The organism is Bradyrhizobium sp. 482_C4_N1_8, from assembly GCF_052075965.1.
GTDB classification, from domain to species: domain Bacteria; phylum Pseudomonadota; class Alphaproteobacteria; order Rhizobiales; family Xanthobacteraceae; genus Bradyrhizobium; species Bradyrhizobium barranii.
Window position 1 is genome coordinate 3,267,675 of sequence record NZ_CP197231.1, and the last position, 22,606, is coordinate 3,290,280.

A 22,606-nucleotide genomic window follows, 5' to 3' on the forward strand; every position below is an offset into this window, starting at 1 on the left:
TCAAGTCGTCAATAGGGAGGGAATGGACATGGATCTGGGACTTAAGGGAGCAAAGGTTCTCGTCACCGGCAGCACCAAGGGGATCGGCAGGGCGATCGCCGACACATTCGCGGCGGAAGGCGCGGATGTCGGCATCTGCGCGCGCAACCAGGCCGACGTCGATAGCGCAGTCGCCGCGATCAAGGCGAAGGGCGTCGCTGCCTTTGGTAGTTCGGTCGATGTCTCCAACGGCCCGGCGCTCAAGGCCTGGGTCGAGGACATGGCCTCGAAGCTTGGCGGCATCGACGTCGTGGTCGCCAATGTCAGTGCGCTGTCGATCGGACAGGACGAGGAGAGCTGGGAGAAGGAATTCTCCACCGACATGATGGGCACTGTTCGGCTGGTCAATGCGGCGATGCCGTATCTCGAGAAGAGCAAGGCCGCGGCGATCGTGACCATCTCCAGCGTTTCAGGGCGGGAGGTTGACTTCGCGAGCGGCCCCTACGGCACGTTCAAGGCCGCGATCATCCACTATACGCAAGGTCTCGCCTTCCAGCTTGCCAGCAAAGGCATCCGCGCCAATTCGGTGTCGCCGGGCAACACCTATTTCGAGGGCGGTGTCTGGAATCAGATCAAGGACGGCAATCCTGAGCTGTACAAGACCGCGCTGGCGCTGAATCCGACCGGCCGCATGGGCACGCCGCAGGAAATGGCGAATGGTGCGGTGTTCCTTGCCAGCAAGGCAGCGAGTTTCATCACGGGGACCAACCTCGTGGTCGACGGTGCCCTCACGCGCGGCGTGCAGTTCTAGGCGCTCCCTGAGTAGCGCAGTCACGAAACCGGGCCGTCTGCGGTGCCGGTGGGCGAAGCCGTTTCCGACAACAGCAGGACTGTCAGATGTCAGCAGATCCAATTCACTACAAGTCGATCATCGAAATCTCCGAGCTGTTCCGCCGCGGCGAGCTTCTACCTTCGAAAGTGACCGAGGTGATGCTGGGCCGGATCGCGAAGCTCGATAGCAAGTTTCACGGTTATGCCTTGGTGCTTGCCGAGCGAGCCATGGCGCAGGCGAAGCGCTGCGACGCCGAGCTTGCCAAGGGCATCTGGCGCGGGCCGCTGCACGGCGTGCCGATCGGATTGAAGGATCTCTGCTACACCACCTTCGCGCCGACCGCCGGCGGCACGACAATCCACGCCCGGTTCGTACCCTCCTTCAACGCGACAATCGTGGACCGGCTCGAGCACGCCGGCGCCGTCACGCTCGGCAAGCTAAAAATGACCGAGGGCGCCTATACAAGCCATCATCCCGACGACCAGGCGCCGCTCAATCCCTGGGGGACAGACTACTGGGTCGGCTCCTCCTCGAGCGGATCGGGCGTGGCCACTTCGGCGGGCCTCTGCTTCGGCTCGATCGGCAGCGACACCGGCGGCTCGATCCGGTTTCCGTCGGCAACGTGCGGGCTGACCGGGATCAAGCCGACCTGGGGACGTGTGAGCCGTCACGGCGTCTTCCCGCTGGCTGACTCTCTCGACCATGTCGGGCCGATGTGCCGGAGCGCAGCCGATGCCGCGGCCATGCTCGGCGTCATCGCGGGCGCAGACGTCAATGATCCGACCGCCCTTCAGGCGCCGGTGCCGAACTACCTGGCGGGGATCGGTGACGGCGTGCGGGGCTTACGGATCGGCGTGGACCGCAGCTACACGCAGGACGGGATCGATCCGCAGGTGGTCGCCGCCTTGCTCGAAGCGGAGCGTACGCTTGCGGACCTCGGCGCCGATATTCGTGAGGTCAAGTTCCCAGCTTACGAGAAGCTCGTGAGCATGTGGATTCCGATGTGCTCCATCGAGACCGCAGAGGCGCATCTCGAGACCTATCCGTCGCGGAAGTCGGAATATGGTCCCGATCTGGCGCAGCTGATCGAGCAGGGCAGATCGATCAGCGGCCTCGAGATCGCTCAGATCCATCATGAGCGGTTGAAGTTCTGCGGCAGCCTCGCGGCGCTGTTCGGCGATATTGACCTGCTCCTGATTCCCACCATGCCCGTGCCGATCCCAACGCTGACCAAGATGGGCGAATACGGCGCCGATCCGAACGTGCTGCTCAGCATCCTGCGCTTCACCGCGGTGTTCGACTTCTCGGGCAGCCCGACCATCACGCTGCCGAACGGTATCGCGTCGGACGGGTTGCCGCTCAGCATGCAGCTCGTCGGCCCGCATCTGTCCGAGGATATGCTTGCCCGCGCCGCGTATGCCTTCCAGTCAGTGACGGATTGGCATACGCAGCGTGCTTCCATCGAATGAAAGGCAGCGAAAGGCATTATAACGTGTCTGAAGTTGAAGGCGCAGCGCTGGCTGCATGCCGAAGCGCTTTGTGGCGTTAGCGGCGATGAAGTCCTGCAGTGCCGACGAGATCTCAGCGTCGGTGTCGGCCGCACGCCGAGCCAGTGCGTCGGTGACCTCGGAAGTCGCATCCCGCGACTACCCCTGGACGGGATTGAAGGATACAATTCGGACCGGATAGGCGTACTGGCCGGACCGCAGATTTTGCAGGATGATCTCGAGGTTGGTGTCAGCCTCGTCGGTCTCGCGCCGGGCGCAACCAGCGCGCGCCGACGTCTTCAAGCACCAGATAGATGTCGCGGTCGATGCGGTCGGCCGGCACGATCGAGGGCGAGGAACGTAATCCCGCGCGGCGGGAATGACGCGACGAGCACGACGTATCGCAGGGATTGTCATCCACAGAATTGGAGCGAGGTGTCGCGCGCGGTCTAGTGTGCTTGGCTAAGGCCGCCTCATCGCCATGGCTGTTACGCGTCGCCTATGCATCTACCTTTCTGTCGGCACACGCTTGTGCTGATCGATCGCGGGGCCTGCCTCCTCTCGCTTGGATGATCGGGTGCTTGCCGCCAAGACCGAATGGAGCACGTCGTGAAGCTTTGGTCCGTTCCTGATGTTGAACAGATCCGCGCTGGGAAGGCCGGCTGTCTGTACTGACGTTCGCAACCGCACAAATCGAGATAGGGCCAGGGTTAGATCCGGCCCCGCGACGTGATCCGCCATTGACAGGTCGGCGGAGATGATAGAATTATAACAGGATAAGTTGCAAAAATAACAATATGTCACCATCGTACCAGCGTCTAGCGGGGCGACGGGAGGAAAGTTTGGAACTGTCCGGTTCGGTTGCAGCAGAACCTCGGTCGTCGGCCTCGCTTGTGATGGTCAGTGGCATCAACAAGCGCTTCGGCGGCGTACGAGCGCTGCGTGACGTCAACCTCGAGGTTCGCGCCGGCGAGGTCCATGCGCTACTGGGCGAGAACGGCGCGGGAAAATCTACCCTGATCAAGATTCTCAGTGGTGTTCATGCCCTCGACAGCGGCACGATCGAGATCGCCGGCAGGCCGGCGGAATTCGACAGCCCGGCGAAGTCGCGCGAGGCGGGGATCGCTGTCGTTTATCAGGATCTCAGCCTCGTCGAATCCTTGAGCGTTGCGGACAATCTGTTGCTCGGCCGTGAGCCGCGTGCGCGTTTCGGCTTCGTCCGGCAGCGCGCGCTGATGGCCAGGGCCGAGGCGTTCCTGAACGCGCTCGGCATTCCCCTGGATGCGAGTGCGGCTGTCGGCTCGCTGCCTTTCGCCTATCGCCAGATGACGGAGATCGCCAAGGCGCTGATGGGCGAGGTCCGGCTTCTGATCCTCGACGAGCCGACCTCCTCGCTGACATCGGATGAGGTCCGGATCCTGTTCGATGCGATCGGGAAGGCGACGCGCCGCGGAGTCGGCGTGATCTATGTGACCCATCGGCTCAATGAGGTGTTCGAGATCTCGCAGCGCGTCACGGTGCTGCGCGATGGCGCTAACGCAGGCACGTTTGTCACCGCCGAGACCGACATGAAGCGGCTGGTGAACGCGATCGTCGGAACCGATCGATCGGCACCCACGGGCCCGCGCACCGAACCTGTCGCGAAGCGTGAATTGGATCCGTCGCCGGTTCTGTCGCTGTCCGACGTGTCCAACGACCGGCTTCGCGCCGTCGATCTGTCCGTGCTGAAGGGCGAGATCCACGGCCTCGCCGGATTGATCGGCAGCGGCCGCACGGAGATTTTGGAGACAGTGTTTGGCCTCCGGCCGCTCGAGAGCGGCGCAATCGAGATCGAGGGCCGGGGATGGCTGCCGAGAGGGCCTGCCGATGCGATCGAGCAGGGCATCGCGCTGGTGCCGGAAGACCGGCACGTGCAGGGTCTGGTCCTGGACCATTCGATCGAGCGAAACGTCACTTTGCCGCGAATTCCCCACTTCTCGCGCTGGGGCTGGATGCAGCAACGCGCCGCCGCCAGGCGTGCGGAAACCGCGGTCGCCAGGCTTTCGGTGAAAGCGCCAGGCGCGTTCAGCCTGGTCAGGACGCTCTCCGGCGGCAACCAGCAAAAGGTCGTGTTCGGAAAATGGAATGATCCGCGGCCGCGCGTGCTGCTCCTGGATGAACCGACGGTCGGCGTCGACGTGGGCGCACGCGAGGAAATCTATGCCGTGATCCGGAATGCCGTCCGCGACGGCAGCGGGGTCCTGGTCGTCTCGTCCGATCTCGTCGAATTGATCGAGCTCTGCGACCGCATCTCCGTGATCGTCAACGGGCGTGTAGCTCGTACGCTGTCGCGCGGCGAGATCGATGATGCCGAAGAGCTGCATCATCTCCTCCAGATGTACCAAGCCTCCGGGCCGGGCCACTTGCAAGAGCTTCCCGCATGACCGAACTGACTGCTCCCAACGTGGTCGCCTCGTCGACCCGATCTGATCGCCGCCGCAAGATTCTCCAGAATTTGCTGCGGGGCGAGCGGCCGTACATGCTGTACATCGCCTTCGTGATCCTGCTGGTCGTGTTCAGCCTGTCTTCGCCCTGGTTTCTCTCGGTCGACAATTTCCTGAACATCGGGCGCCAGACCACGCTGGTGTCGATCATCGCAGTCGGCATGACCTTTATTATCATCGCGCGTCAGATCGATCTGTCGGTTGCCTCGACGCTGGCGTTGTCGGGCATGGCGGCCGCTCTCGCGATGAGCCAGATCAACAACAGCTGGATCGTGGGGGCCGTGGCCGGGCTCGGCACCGGTGCGCTGGTCGGGCTGCTCAATGGCATCCTGACCACGCAGCTATCGATCCCGTCGTTCCTGGTGACGCTGGGTTCGCTGAGCATGGCGCGGGGACTGGCGATGATGGTGACCAACACCAAGCCGGTGATCATCACCAACGAGACCTATTTCGCGATCTTTGGCGAAGGCACGTTCCTCGGGATACCGGTTCCGATCGCCTGGACTTTGGCGGCGATGATTATCGGCATCCTGCTGCTGCACTACAATGTGTTCGGCCGGCGCATCTATGCGGTCGGCGGCAATCAAACCGCGGCGCTCTATTCCGGCATCAACACCAAACGGACCACGACTGCGGCCTTTGTCCTGACCGGCACGCTGGCCGGATTGGCGGCGCTGGTGCTGTCGGCGCGTTCACATGCCGCGCGGCCAGATGTCGTGCAGGGCATGGAACTCGACGTCATCGCCGCGGTGATCCTCGGCGGCTGCAGCCTGTTCGGCGGGCGCGGCTACATCTTGGGAACACTGTTCGGCAGCTTGATCATCGGCACGCTCAACAACGGCCTTGTTCTGCTCGGCGTGAGCTCGCCGATGCAGCTCGTGATCAAGGGCGCGATCATCGTGGCCGCGGTTGCTTTCACGAAACGCTAGTCGACGTCAGGCGCGGCGCATGAACAACAAGTTCATCGCGCTGCGCGGGTAGGGGCAAGGTCGCTGGCCCTCCGGTGAATCGGCGACCAAAAAATGGAGGAAACAATGAAACCAATCTTGCGACAAACCTTGCCTTTGACTGCGTTGGTGGCCGCTGCCACCCTCTCGATGATCCCGTCGGCTCGCGCCGAAGTGCCCGCGACCTGCGTCAAGGGTGTCGATCTCGCGAAGCTCGGGCCGAAGTCGATCGTCGGCCAGGGACCCCACGGCGAAAAGGCGGCTTCCCCCGAGGTGCTCGCGCTGTCGGAGGCCGACGCCGCCAAGATCAAGGAGAAGAACTTCAAGGTCGGCATCTCCATGCAGACGGTCAACCTCGACTGGTCGCAGCTCCAGATCCAGGGCATCACCGATACGCTGAAGAAGTACGGCGTGACGGTGACGGGCGTCGCGTCCGCCGAATATCAGGTGGACAAGCAGATCGCCGATATCGAGAACACGATCCAGCAGCATCCGGATGGCATCATTTCGATTCCGGTCGATTTCACCGCGACCGCGCCGACCTACAAGAAGATCGCCAAAGCCGGCATCAAGCTCGTGCTGATGGACAGCATCCCGACTGGTCTGAAGCATCCCGAGGAATATGCGACGATGGTCTCGGCCGATAGCCAGGGCAATGGCCAGATCGCGGCACAGATCCTGGCATCCTGCGTGGCGCAGGGCGGCACCATCGGTCTCGTCAATTTCGGCGTCGACTATTTCAGCACCAACGAGCGCACCAAGGGCGTGCGGGAGTGGATGAAAGCAAACCGCCCTGACATCAAGATGAAGCAGGTCGACTTCACCGATCCGCCGAAGGTCTCGCAGATCGCGGGCGACTTCCTGACCGGCAATCCCGACGTCAAGGGACTGTACGCGGTGTGGGATCAACCGGCGCTCGACACGCTGAGCTCGATGCGGGCTCAGGGCATCGATATTCCCATGACGACGGTCGACCTCGGTCTGCAATCGGCGATCGAGATTGCCAAGGGCGGGCCGCTGAAGGCGACCGGCTCGCAGCGTCCCTACGACCAGGGCGTTGCGGAGGCGATGGCGATGATGAACGCGCTGCTGGGTAAGGAAACGCCTGGCTGGGTAGGTGTGCAGTCGCTGCCGGTGACGCAGTCGAATGTGCTGGAGTCCTACAAGACCGTATTCAAGAAGGACCCGCCGGCCGAGCTGACGGATGCCTGCAACAAGGCGAAGCCCGCCTGCAACTAGCCTGAAACAGCGATGCGCGATCCACCGAGACCGCGCATCGTTCAGTCAGCCTGATCCGGGCGAACCAGCCCCCGTCCGGATCAGGCTGTGCTGGTGACGTATTCGACGGGAAGGCTGCGGAAGTGCTTGCGCGTGTCTGCCGACACGGAGCCACCGACGATGATCCGCGAGAATGAGCTGACGTCGGAGAAGAACGCCGGCTTGAGGCTGCCGAGCTTGCTGGCGTCGACCACGAGGATGCTCTCCATCGCGGTAGCGATCACGGCCTGCTTGATGGCGACTTCGTGAAAATTCGAGCAGCTGGCGCCGCGGGTCCAGTGCAGGCCGCCGGCCGAGATGAAAGCCTTGTTGACCCCGAGCCGCCGCAGGTAGGACAGGCCGTCATCCGACGAGAACGACTGCGACGACGGATGGTAGAGCCCGCCCATCAACATCACCTGCGTCGCTGGTCGGTGGGTGACGATCGAGGCGACGTTCAGCGAATAGCAGATCACCGAAAGAGGCATGTCCTCAGGCAGGCAATCCGCCAGCGACTGCATCGTGGTGCCGCAGTCGATGAAGATGGTGTCACCTTCCTTGATCGAGGCGGCTGCGGATCGGCAGGCGAGGCGTTTGTCCTGCGTGTGCTGGTCGATTTCCTGTTCGAATGTGTACTTGATCCCGGTCGGCGACGCCGCGTTGACGACGTAGCCGCCGAGCAGGGCGAGCGCCGCCTCGGGCCCGGCAAGGTCGCGTCTGACGGTCATCTCCGACACCTTCAGCAGCTCTGCGGCGTCCTTCAGATGCAGTGCGCCGCTCGTCTCGACGGCGCGTCGCAGCCGTTGCAGCCGTTGGACGCGGGTCTCGCTGGGGCGTGCGGTCGGTGTTTCAGTCATTTTCGTCACCGAGCTTGCTTATCCGGTTGACAATGATCTTACAATGATGTGAGTTTAGCAACGTCAATCTGTTACAATAATAACATTTGGCCCGAAGGGTGTTTCGCTGTCGGCGACGGGAGGCAGCAGAAGCGCCGGCGGCCAAGGGATGGGAGGATCGCATGTTGCAATCGGCACATTCAGTCTATCTGCCGTTTCAGCCGATTCGCTAGCATTGCGCGGCGTACCGATGGCGCAGGGCGTCTTGATATCAAATCCATCCGCGGTGCCGGCGCAGCCCCATGCGCGGGATCACAATCATCCGCATCTGATCGCGCGCAACAGCGGCCGCGCGCTCGAGATGGACTGGGTTGACGATATCCGGATCAATCTGTCCGCCGCCGAGCGCCGCGTTGCGAGCCTGCCGGGCCGGCGCACCGTCAAGAAGGACGCGCAGGCGGCGTGGTTGCTCAAGGCGATCACCTGCATCGACCTGACGACACTCAACGGCGACGATACGGCCGAACGGGTGAAGCGCCTCTGTGCCAAGGCGAGGGCCCCGATACGAAGTGACCTCCTCGAGGCACTCGGTTTTGCCGGGCGCCGGCTGCACACGGGCGCGATCTGCGTCTATCACCGCTTCGTCGCAACCGCGGTCGAAGCGCTCGATGGGTATGACATTCCGGTCGCTGCGGTTTCGACTGGATTTCCGGCAGGCCTCGTGCCTCACGATCTGAAACTCAAGGAGATCGAGGCGTCCGTCAGGGACGGTGCGCAGGAGATCGACATCGTCATCACGCGTGAGCATGTGCTGACCGGAGATTGGCGCGCTCTCTACGCCGAGGTCCGGGATTTCCGCGCAGCCTGCGGCGATGCGCATCTGAAGACGATCCTCGCAACCGGCGACCTCAAAACGCTGCGCAACGTCGCCAAGGCGTCGATGGTCTGCATGATGGCCGGCGCGGATTTCATCAAGACCTCCACCGGCAAGGAAGGCGTCAATGCCACGCTGCCGGTGACGCTGGCGATGCTGCGCATGATCAGGGTCTATGAGGAGCGGACCGGCTTCAAGATCGGCTTCAAGCCGGCCGGCGGAATCTCGACGGCGAAGGATGTGCTCAACTACCAGTTCCTGATGAAGGAGGAGTTGGGACGCGATTGGCTCGAGCCGGATCTGTTCCGCGTCGGCGCCTCGAGCCTGCTCGCCGACATCGAGCGCCAGCTCGAGCATCACGTCACCGGCCGCTACTCGGCCTTCAACCGTCATCCCGTGGGCTGAGCATGAGTATCGCACATTATTTTGAGACCATGGATTATGGTCCCGCTCCCGAGGCGGACGGCGAGGCGCGCGCCTGGCTGAAGCGGCACGACGCGACGTTTGGGCATTTCATTGCCGGTAAATTCGTCGCGCCGGCTTCGGGCAATCATCTGGCAACGATCGAGCCGGCCACCGGAAAGACGCTGGCCAAGATCGCGCAAGGCATCGCAGCGGATGTCGAGGCCGCCGTCGGCGCCGCGCGATCGGCGCAGTCGTCATGGGCAAAGCTCGGTGGTCACGGTCGTGCCCGTCATCTCTATGCGCTGGCGCGCATGCTGCAACGTCATGCTCGTCTGTTCGCGGTATTGGAAGCGATCGACAATGGCAAACCGATCAGGGAAACCCGCGATCTCGACGTGCCGCTCGCCGCGCGCCACTTCCTGTATCACGCCGGCTGGGCGCAATTGCAGGACCGCGAATTCGTCGACCATGTCCCGGTCGGTGTGATCGGCCAGATCATCCCCTGGAACTTTCCGCTGCTGATGCTGGCCTGGAAGATCGCTCCCGCGCTGGCGACCGGCAACACCGTAGTGCTGAAGCCGGCGGAATTCACCTCGCTCACCGCGCTGCTGTTCGCCGAGCTCGCGGCGGAAGCCGGCCTGCCGCCCGGCGTGTTGAATGTGGTGACGGGTGATGGCGCCACCGGCGCGTTGCTGGTCGAAAATCCCGGTGTCGACAAGATCGCCTTCACGGGGTCGACCGAGGTCGGGCGGTTGATCCGTCAGTCGACCGCAGGCAGCGGGAAGTCGCTGACGCTCGAGCTCGGCGGCAAGTCGCCGTTCATCGTGTTCGACGACGCCGACATCGATGGCGCCGTGGAAGGCGTGGTCGATGCGATCTGGTTCAACCAGGGCCAGGTCTGTTGTGCCGGATCGCGGCTTCTGCTGCAGGAAGGGATCGCAGAGACATTCCGCAAGCGCCTCATCCGCCGCATGGAGACGCTGCGCGTGGGTCCGCCGCTCGACAAGGCGATCGACATGGGCGCGGTGGTCGCACCGGTGCAGCTCGAGCGGATCAAGGCGCTGGTCGAAACCGGCGTCAAGGAGGGCGCTGAGAAGTATCAGGCGCCGGGGCCGATCCCCGCTGAGGGATGCTTCTATCCCCCGACCTTGCTTTGGAACGTACATCCGTCATCGACCGTGGCGATCGAGGAGATCTTTGGCCCGGTGCTGGTCGCGATGACGTTCCGCACGCCGGACGAGGCGGTGATGCTCGCCAACAACACGCGCTATGGCCTTGCCGCCAGCGTGTGGAGCGAGACCATCGGGCTGGCGCTCGATATCGCGCCGAAGCTTCAGGCCGGCGTGGTCTGGGTCAATGCGACCAATTTGTTCGATGCCAGCGTCGGCTTCGGCGGCTATCGCGAGTCCGGCTTCGGTCGCGAGGGCGGCCGGGAAGGTCTCTACGAATATCTCAAGCCGAAAGCCTGGAGCGGGCGGAAGGCGCGGGCGACGGTGCCGCCGCCATCCCCAGCGGCTTCAAACGACGGCGCCGGATTTGGCACGCCGTCGATCGACCGGACCGCCAAGCTGTTCGTCGGCGGCAAGCAGGTTCGTCCCGACGGAAATTATTCGCGCGCGGTGCTGTCGCCGAAGGGGAAGCACCTCGGCGAAGCCGGCGAGGGCAATCGCAAGGATATCCGTAACGCGGTGGCCGCTGCGCGCTCGGCCGAGGGGTGGGCGCGGGCGACGACGCATAATCGCGCCCAAATCCTCTACTACCTTGCCGAGAATCTGTCCGCGCGTGGCGACGAGTTCGCCCGGCGCATCGGTGATATGACCGGCGTTTCGCCCGCCAAGGCGCGCGCGGAGGTCGAGGCGAGTATCGAACGGCTGTTCAGCTATGGGGCCTGGGCCGACAAATACGAGGGGACGATCCATACACCGCCGTTGCGCGGCGTGGCGCTTGCCATGCACGAGCCGATCGGCGTGGTCGGGGTGGCCTGTCCGGACGAGGCCCCGTTGCTGGGCTTCATCAGCCTGGTGGCACCGTTGATTGCGATGGGCAACCGCGTCGTCGCCGTGCCAAGCGAGCGGCATCCGCTTGCAGCGACCGATTTTTATCAGGTGCTGGAGACGTCGGATGTGCCGGCAGGCGTCGTCAATATCGTCACCGGCGAGCGCGATGCGCTCGCAAGGGTCCTTGCCGAGCATGACGACGTCGATGCGCTCTGGGTGTTCGGTTCGCAGGAGGCCTCGACTGCTGCGGAGCGGCTGTCGATCGGCAACCTCAAGCGCACGCTGGTCGACCACGGGCTGGCGCTCGATTGGTACGACCGGGTGGCGAGCGAAGGTCCGATCCTGCTCCGCCACGCGGTGCAGGTGAAGAACATCTGGATTCCCTATGGGGACTAAAGACGTCACCTTGCGGTGATACGGGTTGGCATCCGGACCATCAGAGTTCGGGCGATTTTGAAGACAAGGGAGGGACGCAACATGCTCAAGGGCATCAATCCACTGCTCAATGCCGACGTGCTTTATGCCTTGCGCGCAATGGGGCACGGGGACCGCCTCGTGGTGTGCGACACCAATTTTCCTGCCGACTCCATCGCGCGCCAGACCGTGTTCGGCGAGCTGCTTCGCATCGACAACGTCAGTACGGCAAAGGCGATCGAAGCCATCCTCTCGGTGCTGCCGCTCGATACGTTCGTCGACGATGCCGCGATCCGCATGGAGATTGTCGGCCAGCCCCAGGAGGTGCCGCCGGTGCAGCGCGAGGTGCAGGCCGCGATCGACCGCGCCGAGGGACGCTCCTGGCCGCTGGTCGGGGTCGAGCGCCATGCCTTCTATGAAAAGGCCAAGACGGCCTACTGCGTGGTCGCAACTGGAGAGCGGCGCTTCTACGGCTGCTTCCTGTTTTCCAAGGGCGTCATCGCGCCGGACGGAGAGTGACGACCATGAGCAAGACTGGCGTCGCAGTGCTCGGCATCTTCGTCGTCGATCTGGCCTTCCGGGCTGGCAACATGCCCGCGATCGGTGAAACGATCGCCGGCTCGGGATTTGCCATGGGACCAGGCGGCAAGGGGTCGAACCAGGCCGTGGCCGCTGCGCGCGCAGGCGCAGACGTGACCTTCATCTCCCGGATCGGCCGCGACGCCTTCGGTGATCTTGCCATCAAGACGTGGGAAGCCGAGGGCATTCGGCCGCGCGTCGCCAGGACTGCGGAGGCGCCGACCGGCGCCGCCTTCATCTATGTCCACGAGACACGCGGCGACAACGCCATCATCGTGGTGAGCGGAGCCGCCGACGGTCTCAGCCCCACCGACGTCGATGCGGCGGCGGATCCGATCCGCACCAGCCGCGTCTTCGTGACCCAGCTCGAGCAACCGGTCGCGGCCGCGCAGCGCGGGCTCGAGATCGCGCGCGCTGCGGGCAGCATCACCGTGTTCAACCCGGCACCTGCGGTCAAATTCGACGATGGCCTGTTTGCCTTGTGCGACTACGTCGTTCCCAATGAGACCGAGGCGGAAGCGCTGACGGGGATCGCGGTGAGCGATCTTGCCGGCGCCCGCCGCGCCGGGGACGCGTTGCTGGCCAAGGGAGCGGGCACCGCGCTGATCACGCTCGGCGAACGCGGGGCGCTGTTTCACGGGCGAGATCGCTCGCTACACGTGCCCCCGTTCGCCGCCGGCAAGGTGGTCGAAACCGCGGGCGCGGGCGATGCATTCGTCGGCGGCTTCGCTGCAGCGCTTGCGGGCGGCGCCGATCCCCTGGAAGCGGCGCGCTTCGGTTCCGCCACGGCGGGGATTTCCGTGACGCGCGCGGGGACTGCGCCTGCCATGCCGCGGCGCGCTGAGATTGAAGCCCTGTTGAAGGGATGATCTGCTCATGATGCGGAACGATCCGATCAAGCATGTCTTCATCTGGCCGGCGGTGCTCGTCGTGCTGGCGATCTCGATCTTTCCGCTGATCTATTCGTTGACCACGAGCTTCCTCAGCTATCGCCTGGTTCCGCCGATCCCGCCGCGGGTCGTGTGGTTCGGCAATTATGCTACGCTCCTGCAAGAGCCGCGCTTCTGGAATGCGATCTTCACGACGACGCTGATCGCGTTTATTGCCGTCGGGTTGCAATACGTGATCGGGTTTGGCGTTGCGCTCGCGCTGAACGCGCGCGTTCCGGGCGAACGGCTATTTCGCGTGGCCTTGCTGCTGCCCATGCTTCTGGCGCCGGTTGCCGTCGCGCTTGTTGCTCGCATGATCTTCAATCCGACCATGGGGCCGCTCAACCAGTTCCTGTCCATGTTCGGCATGGCGAACCTGCCGTTCCTCACCAACGGTCATTGGGCGCTCGCCTGCATCATCGCTGTTGAGATCTGGCAGTGGACCCCGTTCGTCATCCTGATGATGCTGGCTGGCCTGCAAACGCTCCCCGAAGATGTCTACGAGGCGGCCGAGCTCGAGAACGCCAGCGCCTGGCAACAGTTCTGGGGCATCACCTTTCCGATGATGCTGCCGATCTCCGCCGCGGTCGTCTTCATCCGGCTGATCGAGAGCTACAAGATCATGGACACCGTATTCGTGATGACGGGCGGCGGACCGGGTGTGGACACCGAGACCCTGACCTTGTTCGCCTATCAGGAGGGTTTCAAGAAGTTCAATCTCGGCTACACGTCGGCGCTCAGCTTCCTGTTCCTGATCGCCATCACGATCATTGGCGTCACTTATCTGGCGCTGCTGCGGCCGCATCTGGAGAAGCGCCGATGAGCGGGCAGGGCCTTACCGGACTGTCGCGCTGGAGCCGCCGCCTGGTCGCGGCCGGTGTCTTCGCATGGTGCCTGATCACGGCGTTTCCGCTCTATTGGGTGGTCGTGACGGCGTTCAAGACCCCGCCGGGCGTGGTCGGCGGCCCGACCTATATTCCGTTCGTCGATTTCACGCCGACCCTGCAGCCCTTCATTGATCTCTATCAGGGTATCCGTGGCGAGTTCTTCCGGACCTTTTTGAACTCGACAATCGTTGGCTTGTCGGCGGCGGCGATCGCGACTGCCGTCGGCGCAATGGCGGCCTATGCGCTGGTACGGTTCGAATTCAGGGTGCGCTTCGGCGCCGGCCTGATCTTCTTCCTGCTCGCGCTCGGCGGCTATCTGCTGTTCAACAATTCGCTCGGCTTCACCCGCGCGCAGGCGCTGCTGCTGGCGTTCCCGATCGCGCTTGTCGCTGCAATCCTGGCCAACCGCCTGCCGCTGCCGGGGCCGATCCTCGGCAATGAAGACATCCTGTTCTGGTTCGTCAGCCAGCGCATGTTTCCGCCGATCGTCACGGCTTTCGCGCTGTATCTCCTCTACAGCGAAATCGGCCGGCTCGGCTTCCAGCTCATCGACAGCTATGTCGGCCTGACGCTGTGCTACGTCGCGTTCTCGCTGCCGATCGTGGTCTGGCTGATGCGCGACTTTTTCGAGGCCATTCCGATCGAGGTCGAAGAAGCCGCGATGGTCGACAACGTGCCAAGTTGGCGCATCTTCCTCGGCATCGTGGTGCCAATGTCGATGAACGGACTGCTGGCGACTTTCATGATCACGCTCGCCTTCGTCTGGAACGAGTTCCTGTTCGCGCTGTTCCTGACCAATTCCAGATGGCAGACGCTGCCGATCCTGGTGGCGGGACAGAACAGCCAGCGCGGCGACGAATGGTGGGCGATCTCGGCCGCGGCGCTCGTCGCCATCATTCCGATGATGATCATGGCAGGTCTGCTCAGCCGCATGATGCGGTCGGGCCTGCTGCTCGGAGCGATCAAATAGCAAAAACCTATCTAGGGAGGACTGGACGATGTTGCGACGGACGTTTCTGATGCTGACCACCTCGCTCGCGATGGCTTGCACCGCGAGTCAGGCGAACGCTGCTTGTAGCCCGGATTACTCCGGCGTCACCCTGACTGTGGCGTCGCAGACCGGACCGTATATCGCCTCCGCGCTCAAGCTCGGCGCGGACGAATGGACCAAGAAGACCTGCGGCAAGGTCAATGTGGTCGAGTTCCCCTGGTCGGAGCTCTACCCGAAGATCGTTACATCGCTTACCGGATCGGACGCGGCGTTCGATCTGGTCAGCTTTGCGCCGGCCTGGCTGCCCGACTTCGTCACCTATCTCAGTGAGATGCCGAAAGAGATGCAGTCCGGCAAGGATTGGGACGATGTCGAGCCGGCCTACCGTGAGCGCCTGATGGTGTGGGAAGGCAAGATCTATTCGCAATCGATGGACGGCGACGTTCACACCTACACCTATCGCACCGACCTGTTCAGCGACCCCAAGGAGAAGGACGCCTTCAAGGCCAAGTACGGCTACGACCTGGCGCCGCCAAAGACCTGGAAGCAATATCTCGACATCGCGGAGTTCTTTCAGCGCCCCGACAAGGGACTCTGGGGCACGGCGGAGGCCTTCCGTCGCGGTGGCCAGCAATTCTGGTTCTTCTTCAGCCACGCGGCGGCCTATACCAACAACCCGAACTATCCGGGCGCGATGTTCTTCGACCCCGAAACGATGGATGCCCAGATCAACAATCCGGGCTGGGTGAAGGGATTGGAGGAATATATTCGCGCTTCCAAGCTTGGCCCGCCCAATGCGCTGAACTTTTCGTTCGGCGAGGTCAATGCCGCCGTGGCCGGCGGCCAGGTGGCCGAGTCGATCGGTTGGGGCGACACCGGCGTGATCGCCGCCGACCCCAAGCAATCGAAGATCTCCGGCAAGGTGGGCTCTGCGGTGCTGCCCGGCTCTGACGAGATATGGAACGCCAAAACCAAGAAGTGGGACAAGTTTCCGGCAGTGCTGCCGGCACCCTTCATGGCGTTCGGAGGCTGGCAGATTGCCGTGCCAAAGGTGGGCAAGAACCAGCAGGCGGCATGGGATTTCGTCAAGACGCTGACAAGCCCTGAAGTCTCCGGCAAGGCCGCGATTACCGGTGGCACGGGTGTCAATCCATACCGCAAGTCGCACACCACGAATCTGGAGTTGTGGAGCAACATCTTCTCGCCGACGGAAGCCAAGGAATATCTCGGCGCCCAGGCCGACTCCATTAACGGCAAGAACGTTGCGCTCGACATGCGTTTGCCCGGCTATTTCTCCTACACCGAGGTTGTGGAGATTGAGCTTGGCAAGGCGCTGGCCGGCCAGACCACGCCGCAGGCCGCGCTGGACGCGGTCGCGAAGGAATGGAATCGCCTGACCGATGAGTTCGGCCGCGCGAAGCAGCTCGCCGCCTATCGCGCGGCGATGGGCCTCTCACCGAAGAACTAGCTTCCCGCGGAGACTGCCCCGGATGATGCGTGAGCATCATCCGGGCTTTGTTGGCCGTCGATATAGGGGACGGAAAAAGGAATCCATGGCGCACGTCGAGATCGAGAACGTCAGCAAGGCATATGGGCCCTACAAGATCATCGAGGGGCTCAATCTGAGTGTGGCCGACGAGGAGTTTGTCGTGCTTGTCGGACCGTCCGGCTGCGGCAAGACCACGACGTTGCGCATGATAGCGGGACTGGAGACGGTCACCAGCGGAACCATTCGTATCGGTAATCGCGATGTGACGCAGCTGCGCCCGGGCTTGCGTAATTGCGCGATGGTGTTCCAGAACTATGCGCTCTATCCGCATATGACTGTTGGTGAGAATATCGGCTACGGCATGAAGGCGCGGGGCGAGTCGCGCGCCAATATCGCGAAAGCCGTCGAGGACGTGGCGCGGGTTCTCGACCTCGAGCAATACGTGGACCGTCGGCCCAAGCAGCTCTCCGGGGGGCAGCGTCAGCGCGTGGCGATCGGCCGTGCCATCGTGCGCAGCCCGGACGTGTTTCTGTTCGACGAGCCATTGTCAAACCTCGACGCCAAACTCCGCATCGAGATGCGGACCGAGATCAAGGCGTTGCATCGCCGTCTCGCCAAGACGATCGTTTATGTCACACACGATCAGGTCGAAGCTATGACCATGGCCGATCGGGTCGTGGTGATGAATCGCGGCCGCATCGAGCAGGCGGCTGATCCGATCACGATCTATGAGAAACCAAGCAATCTCTTCGTCGCGGGCTTCATGGGCGCGCCCAGCATGAATTTCATCCACGGGGAGATTGCCGCTCGCGACGGTGCACTGATCTTCACCGAACCCTCGGGTACGGCGTTGAGATTGCCGAAATCCCGAGAGGCGGCCTATGCAGGGAGCATCGGCAAGCCGGTTGTGCTCGGCGTGCGGCCCGACCACGTGCTGCGGCAAGATGCGCCATCGGGCTCCTCCGTCCGCATGATGGTGAAAGACGTCGAGCCGCTGGGGCCGCATACTCTCGTGATTGGAACCGTGGGCGCATTTCCATTCACGGCGCAGATGCAAGTCGGTGTTTCTGCGGCGCCGGATTGCCCAATAGATGTCGCGATCGATCTGGAGCGAACGCACCTTTTCGACAAGGTTTCCGGGAAGGCCGTTTCATAGTCGGCGGTCCTCTGGCGGTGCAGGTAATCCCAAATCTTTACTTCCAGCGTGCGTATGCCTCATCGCGGTCACTTGCGATGCGGCGAGCTCGCAGGTGATGCGGGCGACGTTGCACCCTTCTTCGCAAACTTTGCTCGTCCGGTATTGGTGTCGAGCAGAGTCTGCGAAAAGAGATTAAGCGAATTCAGATGGTTACATGCCAATATTCATTACCTCGCGGGTAATGGAAGGGCTGAAATCCGCGTGCTAAGTTTTCGAGCATGAACGCACATGCATCCACGGCACAGGCCGAACGCAGCCAGCCCGTCCATATCGGCGACCATTTGCGCGAGTGGCGGCAGCGCCGCCGCATGAGCCAGCTCGATCTGGCGGGCGAGGCCGAGATTTCCGCGCGGCATTTGAGCTTCGTCGAGACCGGCCGCGCCGCGCCCTCGCGCGACATGGTGCTCAGGCTCGCCGAACGTCTCGAGGTACCCTTGCGCGAACGCAACGTGCTGCTGGTCGCGGCCGGCTATGCGCCGGCGTTTCCGCAGCGCCCGCTGGAGGATCCCGCCTTGAAATCAGCTCGCCAGGCGATCGACCTCGTTCTCAGGGCGCATGAGCCCAATCCGGCGCTGGCCTATGACCGGCACTGGAATCTGGTTTCCGCCAACCGCATGGTGGCGCCGCTGCTCGAAGGCATCCCGCAGCGGCTGCTCGGCCAGCCCTTCAACGTGCTGCGGCTCGCGTTTCACCCTGAAGCGCTGGCGCCGCGCACGGTCAATCTCGCGGAGTGGTGCGGGCACCTGCTGGAGCGGCTGCACCGGCAATGCGAGGCAACGGCCGATCCCGAGCTGATCAAGCTCTATAACGACCTCAAGAGCTATCCCATCCCGGCGCGCTCGGTGCCGCTGTCGAGCGATAATGTCGCGATTCCCTTCAAGCTGCGCCATGGCGGAGAGATACTAAGTTTCTTCTCCACCACCATGGTGTTCGGCACACCTGTCGACATCACGCTGTCGGAGCTGGCGCTGGAGACGTTCTTCCCGGCGGACGAGCGCACCGCCGAGCGGCTGAAGCAGATGGCAGCAGCTATGACCTAGCGCCCTTGCCTCGGGGCGGGTTCTGCTTATCTTGGGACAAACCCGCATCGCCCGAAGGAGGCGCTATGAGCACGTTGAAACCGCTCCAGATCGATGTCGTCTCCGACGTGGTGTGCCCCTGGTGCTATATCGGCAAGCACCGGATCGAGAGCGCGCTGGCGCTCGTTCCCGACGTTCCCGTCAAACTCAATTTCCGTCCCTTTTTCCTCAATCCGTGGGTGCCGCGCGAGGGCATCAGCCGCGAGGACTATCTCACCACCAAGTTCGGCTCGGTCGAAGCCTATAAGGGCATTGCCGGCCGCGTCGTCGCAGCCGCGGGCGAGGAGGGCCTTGTCTACAAGCCCGAGCTGGTCGCGCGCCAGCCCAACACCACCGACTGTCACCGCCTGATCCTCTGGGCCGAGGCGATCGGCAAGGCGCCCGAGATGAAGCAGCGGCTGATGGAGCTGTATTTCCGCGACGGCGGCGACCTCACTGACGTGAACGTGCTGGTGCAGGCGGCCGCCGATGTCGGCCTCGATGCCGACGACGTGCGCAAGCGCCTCGCCACCGACGAGGACGTCGCGCGCGTGTCGGCCGATGCGCAGGAGGCCGCCGAGAAGGGTATCTCCGGCGTGCCGACCTACGTGTTCGCGCAGAAATACGCCGTCTCCGGCGCGCAGGATCCGAACCTGCTCGCCCGCGCCATCCGCGAGGTCTCGGCGGAGATCAACGCGCAGGCGGCAGAGTAGCTTTCGCTTATTTGCGGAGCAGACGCACCACGCGTCGCGCGCCGTCGTGCGCGACGTTGAGGCCAACCAGCGCCGCGTGAATGAGCGCGACGACCGGATCGTGACGCCGCAGCGGAATCAGCACGTCGCCGATGGCGAAGCGTCCGCGCCAGATCGGGTTGATCATGGGGTGGTCGGCGCTCGCCGTGGAATCCGCGCTGGCGATAGCCGGATCGGCGCAGAGATGCCGCGTGAGGTCGAGCGTGAGCTGCACGCCTGGCGAATATCTCGCAAAGCGTTCGTCGATACCGAGCTTGAAGAAGAAGGCGCGGTCCTGGTGGCGTAGCACGATGCCGGCTGCCACCGGCGTCGTGCCGGCGCGCAGCGTGATGACCTCGCACTGCGCGGTCTCTGCCAGCGCAAGAACCGCGCGGCGAATGAAGGTCGCATCGCCCGCATGCTGGATCAGCGCGGTGCCGCGTTTGCCTTTCCAGCCACTGGCCTCGAGTTGCAGGAATGTTTCGAGTGCCGGCCCGATCTCGTCGGGCTTGCGCGCGACCTCGAAGGCGACGGGCCCGTGCTCTTCGAGGCGATGGCGCTGGCGACGCAGCTCCTTGAGTTTTTTGGCGCCGAGCGCGCCATGCAACAGCGTTTCACCATCCTGCGTCGCGTCGAGGCTGGCGCGGATGTAGGAGGAGAGGATACGCGGCTTCAGGCCGTCGCGATTGAGAACGTCCTTGAGCGAACTCATCGCCGCGCCGTCGAGCGCAACGTCGTTCAGCACGAGTGCATGCGCTCCGGCCTCGCGCGCCTGCTGCAACAGCCGCGCGGCCGCTGCGATCGGCGCGTCGCGGTCGATCAGCGGGCTGCACAGGGTGCCATAGGGATGCGCGCTCACCAGCGCGGGCAGGGGGATCTTCCAGGCGCGCCAGAGCGAGACCACCGGCATCAGCCCGATCAGCCGCGCCGACGCGCCGTCGTAGGCGGGCAGCGCCGAGGCGTCGGTGCGGCCGCGTGCGGTCTCGCTCACGGCGAGCTCCCAGCCCGGCAGGTAATAGCCGTTCGGCTCGATCACGCGCTGGGCGAGCGCGCGCCATTGGCTGGGATCGATGGACGTGAGGGGGACGAGCGCGCGCGTTGCCGCGGCAGCCCTTGCCGATGCCGGATTGATCGCTGCCTGATGCGCGATATCGACCACGTCCCGTCGTTCCCCGTTCAGAAGGTCATGCTTAGCGCAAAGATTGGAAAATTCCATTGGGACGCCGCTTCAATTCGAATGGTAATATTAACGTCTCATTGAGCATTCGGGCCGCCGCGGCGTGCCATGATGGAAGCTCTCGACCTGGAGGATCACAATGATCGCCACACCTTTCACGCCGATGGCGTCGCTCCTTGGTGGCGCGTTAATCGGCCTGTCCGCCGTGCTCCTGATGTGGGCGACGGGACGGATCGCCGGTGTCAGCGGCATCGCGGCGCGGCTGTTTCCGCCTTACGAGGACCGCGAGTTCGCCGGCCGGCTCGCTTTCGTCGCCGGCCTCGTCGCCGCGCCCATCCTGGTGCGCATTGTCAGCGGAAGCCTGCCGGTGCAAACGATCGCGGCGGGAACGCTGGTGCTGATCGTCGCCGGATTGCTCACGGGCTTCGGTGCGGTCTGGGGCAGCGGCTGCACGTCCGGCCATGGCGTCTGCGGCCTGTCGCGGCTGTCGCTGCGATCGCTGGTCGCGACCATCACCTTCATGACGGCGGGCATCGCCACTGTCTACGTGATGCGGCACTGGGGCTGACGACGATGACAATCCTCATTCAATTCGCGATCGGCCTCGTCTTCGGTATCGGGCTCATCGTCTCCGGCATGTCGAATCCGGCCAAGGTGCTGAACTTTTTGGACGTCGCCGGCATTCCCGCCGGAACGTGGGATGCGAGCCTCGCCTTCGTGATGGCGGGTGCTGTCGCGGTAACCTTCATCGGCTTCAGCCGTGTCTTGAAACTCGCGCGACCGTTTTTCGCGGACCGCTTTTACCTTCCGACGCGAAAAGACATCGATCCGAGAATTGTCGCCGGTCCTGCCATCTTCGGCATCGGATGGGGGCTCGCAGGCTTTTGCCCGGGCCCTGCGCTCACCGCGCTCGGATTCGGCTCGGCGTCCGCCTTCATCTTCGTCGCCGCGATGTTTGCCGGCATGGTGCTCGCCCGCTTCATCGCACAGCTCCCGTCGTCAACGCGCTTCGTCGCGCCGGCCGATCCGCTCGAAACCTGATATGGACAGGACCGGGCGAGTGGATCTCGTCCGGTCCTGCCCTGTGACAGCTTCAGTGACTACCAGCGGTCCCCGCCGACACCGACGCCCACGCTGACGCCGGGCGCTCGAATGCCGACGCCACCGCGCGGACCATCGTCCCAGTCGCGATAGGTGCGGCGCTCGAAATAGCGATCGCGCGGCATGGCGTTGTAGGAGTCGCGCACGATCACGCGCGAGCCGCCACGGGTGCGATAGCAATTGCCAGCGTCATCGCAGACAAGCCGGACTTCCTGAACGAGCTCAGGGTTGGCGTATTCGCTGGTCGTGTAGATGTCCGCGGCCTTCGCGCCGCTCGCCGCAGCGAGGGCGCCGACGCTAGCCAGTAGTGCGATCGTGAATGTCCTCATCGTGTCCTCCTCCGAAACTGCCCTCGGGGGTAACAAGAAGGGGAGGCGGTGATCGTTCCGGGTCGAATTACAGGTTTTTCCCGGAACCGGAGCGCGTGTCGGCGTGATTTGTTCCTAGATCGGCTCGTAGGTTTCCGTCCCGCAGATGTCGTCCGCTTCCGCGCGGCGGCGATCGACGACCTTTCCGCCTGATATCGTCACGATGTAAATCTGGGTGCCGAGCGTGGAGCCGGTGGCGGAGGTGAGCTGCGCGCTGACGCAGGCGGTCCAGCCCTGTCCCCGCACCTCCCGATGGGGCGGGGCGACGTGCACCTCCCGCGGATAGGACGTGTTGAGGAAGACCACGTTGATCTGCTCGCGGACCACGCGCTTGACGTCAGGGGCCGCTTCGGGAGGCGGCTGCTCGGTTTCCTTCAGGCGCATGAACTCCGGCACCGGCGCGCGGCTGTCGGCGAAGCCGCAAGAACCGAGTGCGAGGGCGCTGGCCAGCAGCGCCGCATGAGCAACAATCCGCAACATCCGTGAAGGTCCCCTGCGGGCCAACAGATAGGCAGGAATGCGATCCGGCAAAGTCCCGGCCGATCAAGATTTGCTGAAATCCCGGCCCCCCGGCATTTGCTATTACG

Annotated in this window: 21 protein-coding genes and 1 pseudogene; 17 read left to right on the plus strand and 5 right to left on the minus strand. The window is 63.7% G+C overall.

Going from position 1 to position 22,606, the window contains the following annotated elements:
• Nucleotides 1-28: 28 nt before the first annotated feature.
• A complete protein-coding gene (locus AB7Z56_RS15165; protein WP_028158375.1) occupies nt 29-790 on the plus strand; it encodes an SDR family NAD(P)-dependent oxidoreductase in 762 nt (253 codons plus the stop codon).
• An 86-nt stretch (nt 791-876) separates the two neighbouring features.
• Nucleotides 877-2,280 carry an amidase gene (locus AB7Z56_RS15170; protein WP_354076170.1) on the plus strand — a complete coding sequence of 468 codons (1,404 nt, stop codon included), beginning with the start codon at nt 877-879 and terminating at the stop codon, nt 2,278-2,280.
• A gap of 33 nt (nt 2,281-2,313) precedes the next feature.
• On the opposite strand, the pseudogene AB7Z56_RS15175 reads toward AB7Z56_RS15170, so the two are convergent.
• Nucleotides 2,314-2,719 (minus strand): annotated as a pseudogene (locus AB7Z56_RS15175) (hypothetical protein); the annotation flags it as partial.
• 421 nt (nt 2,720-3,140) lie between these two features.
• Between AB7Z56_RS15175 and AB7Z56_RS15180 the strand changes: the two are divergent.
• The 3 genes from AB7Z56_RS15180 (at nt 3,141) to AB7Z56_RS15190 (ending at nt 6,967) form a co-directional block, all read left to right on the plus strand.
• Nucleotides 3,141-4,721, plus strand: a complete 1,581-nt coding sequence (locus AB7Z56_RS15180) for a sugar ABC transporter ATP-binding protein (protein WP_354076172.1) — start codon at nt 3,141-3,143, stop codon at nt 4,719-4,721.
• On the plus strand, nt 4,718-5,710 hold the full coding sequence (locus AB7Z56_RS15185; RefSeq protein ID WP_354076174.1) for an ABC transporter permease: 993 nt from the start codon (nt 4,718-4,720) through the stop codon (nt 5,708-5,710). The genes AB7Z56_RS15180 and AB7Z56_RS15185 overlap by 4 nt, the downstream gene beginning before the upstream one ends.
• 147 nt (nt 5,711-5,857) lie before the next feature.
• Entirely contained in the window at nt 5,858-6,967 is a 1,110-nt protein-coding gene (locus tag AB7Z56_RS15190) for a substrate-binding domain-containing protein (protein ID WP_354076176.1), read from the plus strand.
• Nucleotides 6,968-7,047: 80 nt separating this feature from the next.
• Here the strand turns inward: AB7Z56_RS15190 and AB7Z56_RS15195 are convergent, their stop codons facing one another.
• On the minus strand, nt 7,048-7,842 hold the full coding sequence (locus AB7Z56_RS15195; protein WP_085404259.1) for a DeoR/GlpR family DNA-binding transcription regulator: 795 nt from the start codon (nt 7,840-7,842) through the stop codon (nt 7,048-7,050).
• Between the two features lie 340 nt (nt 7,843-8,182).
• Here AB7Z56_RS15195 and deoC point away from each other — a divergent pair, with 340 nt between their 5' ends.
• The 10 genes from deoC to AB7Z56_RS15245 all read left to right on the plus strand — a co-directional run bounded on the left by deoC (nt 8,183) and on the right by AB7Z56_RS15245 (nt 19,355).
• Entirely contained in the window at nt 8,183-9,100 is a 918-nt protein-coding gene (deoC, locus tag AB7Z56_RS15200) for a deoxyribose-phosphate aldolase (protein ID WP_245344240.1), read from the plus strand.
• A 2-nt stretch (nt 9,101-9,102) separates the two neighbouring features.
• A complete protein-coding gene (locus AB7Z56_RS15205) occupies nt 9,103-11,493 on the plus strand; it encodes an aldehyde dehydrogenase family protein (protein WP_354124543.1) in 2,391 nt (796 codons plus the stop codon).
• Nucleotides 11,494-11,574: 81 nt separating this feature from the next.
• Nucleotides 11,575-12,030, plus strand: a complete 456-nt coding sequence (locus AB7Z56_RS15210) for an RbsD/FucU family protein (RefSeq protein ID WP_354076181.1) — start codon at nt 11,575-11,577, stop codon at nt 12,028-12,030.
• A 5-nt stretch (nt 12,031-12,035) separates the two neighbouring features.
• Nucleotides 12,036-12,959 carry a ribokinase gene (rbsK, locus tag AB7Z56_RS15215; RefSeq protein ID WP_354076183.1) on the plus strand — a complete coding sequence of 308 codons (924 nt, stop codon included), beginning with the start codon at nt 12,036-12,038 and terminating at the stop codon, nt 12,957-12,959.
• A gap of 7 nt (nt 12,960-12,966) precedes the next feature.
• Nucleotides 12,967-13,842 carry a carbohydrate ABC transporter permease gene (locus AB7Z56_RS15220; RefSeq protein WP_063982329.1) on the plus strand — a complete coding sequence of 292 codons (876 nt, stop codon included), beginning with the start codon at nt 12,967-12,969 and terminating at the stop codon, nt 13,840-13,842.
• Nucleotides 13,839-14,876 (plus strand): carbohydrate ABC transporter permease, encoded by a 1,038-nt coding sequence (locus AB7Z56_RS15225; protein WP_354076187.1) that lies wholly within the window; start codon nt 13,839-13,841, stop codon nt 14,874-14,876. Before AB7Z56_RS15220 ends, AB7Z56_RS15225 begins: the two co-directional genes overlap by 4 nt.
• 49 nt (nt 14,877-14,925) lie before the next feature.
• Nucleotides 14,926-16,365: an extracellular solute-binding protein gene (locus AB7Z56_RS15230; RefSeq protein WP_354124552.1), complete on the plus strand. Its 1,440-nt coding sequence runs from the start codon at nt 14,926-14,928 to the stop codon at nt 16,363-16,365.
• A gap of 85 nt (nt 16,366-16,450) precedes the next feature.
• Nucleotides 16,451-17,542, plus strand: a complete 1,092-nt coding sequence (locus AB7Z56_RS15235) for an ABC transporter ATP-binding protein (RefSeq protein WP_071912319.1) — start codon at nt 16,451-16,453, stop codon at nt 17,540-17,542.
• Nucleotides 17,543-17,802: 260 nt separating this feature from the next.
• A complete protein-coding gene (locus AB7Z56_RS15240) occupies nt 17,803-18,624 on the plus strand; it encodes a helix-turn-helix domain-containing protein (protein WP_354124542.1) in 822 nt (273 codons plus the stop codon).
• A 65-nt stretch (nt 18,625-18,689) separates the two neighbouring features.
• Entirely contained in the window at nt 18,690-19,355 is a 666-nt protein-coding gene (locus AB7Z56_RS15245) for a DsbA family oxidoreductase (RefSeq protein ID WP_166342541.1), read from the plus strand.
• 7 nt (nt 19,356-19,362) lie between these two features.
• Here AB7Z56_RS15245 and AB7Z56_RS15250 read toward each other — a convergent pair whose 3' ends face one another.
• On the minus strand, nt 19,363-20,532 hold the full coding sequence (locus AB7Z56_RS15250) for a GNAT family N-acetyltransferase (RefSeq protein WP_354124541.1): 1,170 nt from the start codon (nt 20,530-20,532) through the stop codon (nt 19,363-19,365).
• Between the two features lie 157 nt (nt 20,533-20,689).
• Between AB7Z56_RS15250 and AB7Z56_RS15255 the strand changes: the two genes are divergently transcribed.
• Together AB7Z56_RS15255 and AB7Z56_RS15260 are read left to right on the plus strand one after the other, a co-directional pair.
• Nucleotides 20,690-21,118, plus strand: coding sequence for a YeeE/YedE family protein (locus AB7Z56_RS15255; RefSeq protein ID WP_354076194.1), 429 nt, complete (start codon nt 20,690-20,692; stop codon nt 21,116-21,118).
• Nucleotides 21,119-21,123: 5 nt separating this feature from the next.
• Nucleotides 21,124-21,591, plus strand: coding sequence for a DUF6691 family protein (locus AB7Z56_RS15260; protein ID WP_354095822.1), 468 nt, complete (start codon nt 21,124-21,126; stop codon nt 21,589-21,591).
• A 59-nt stretch (nt 21,592-21,650) separates the two neighbouring features.
• Here the strand turns inward: AB7Z56_RS15260 and AB7Z56_RS15265 are convergent, their stop codons facing one another.
• Nucleotides 21,651-21,980: a hypothetical protein gene (locus AB7Z56_RS15265; RefSeq protein ID WP_354124540.1), complete on the minus strand. Its 330-nt coding sequence runs from the start codon at nt 21,978-21,980 to the stop codon at nt 21,651-21,653.
• A 114-nt stretch (nt 21,981-22,094) separates the two neighbouring features.
• The gene (locus AB7Z56_RS15270) at nt 22,095-22,499 is read right to left on the minus strand and encodes a hypothetical protein (protein ID WP_354076200.1); all 405 of its coding nucleotides are present in this window, start codon (nt 22,497-22,499) and stop codon (nt 22,095-22,097) included.
• Nucleotides 22,500-22,606 lie beyond the last annotated feature (107 nt).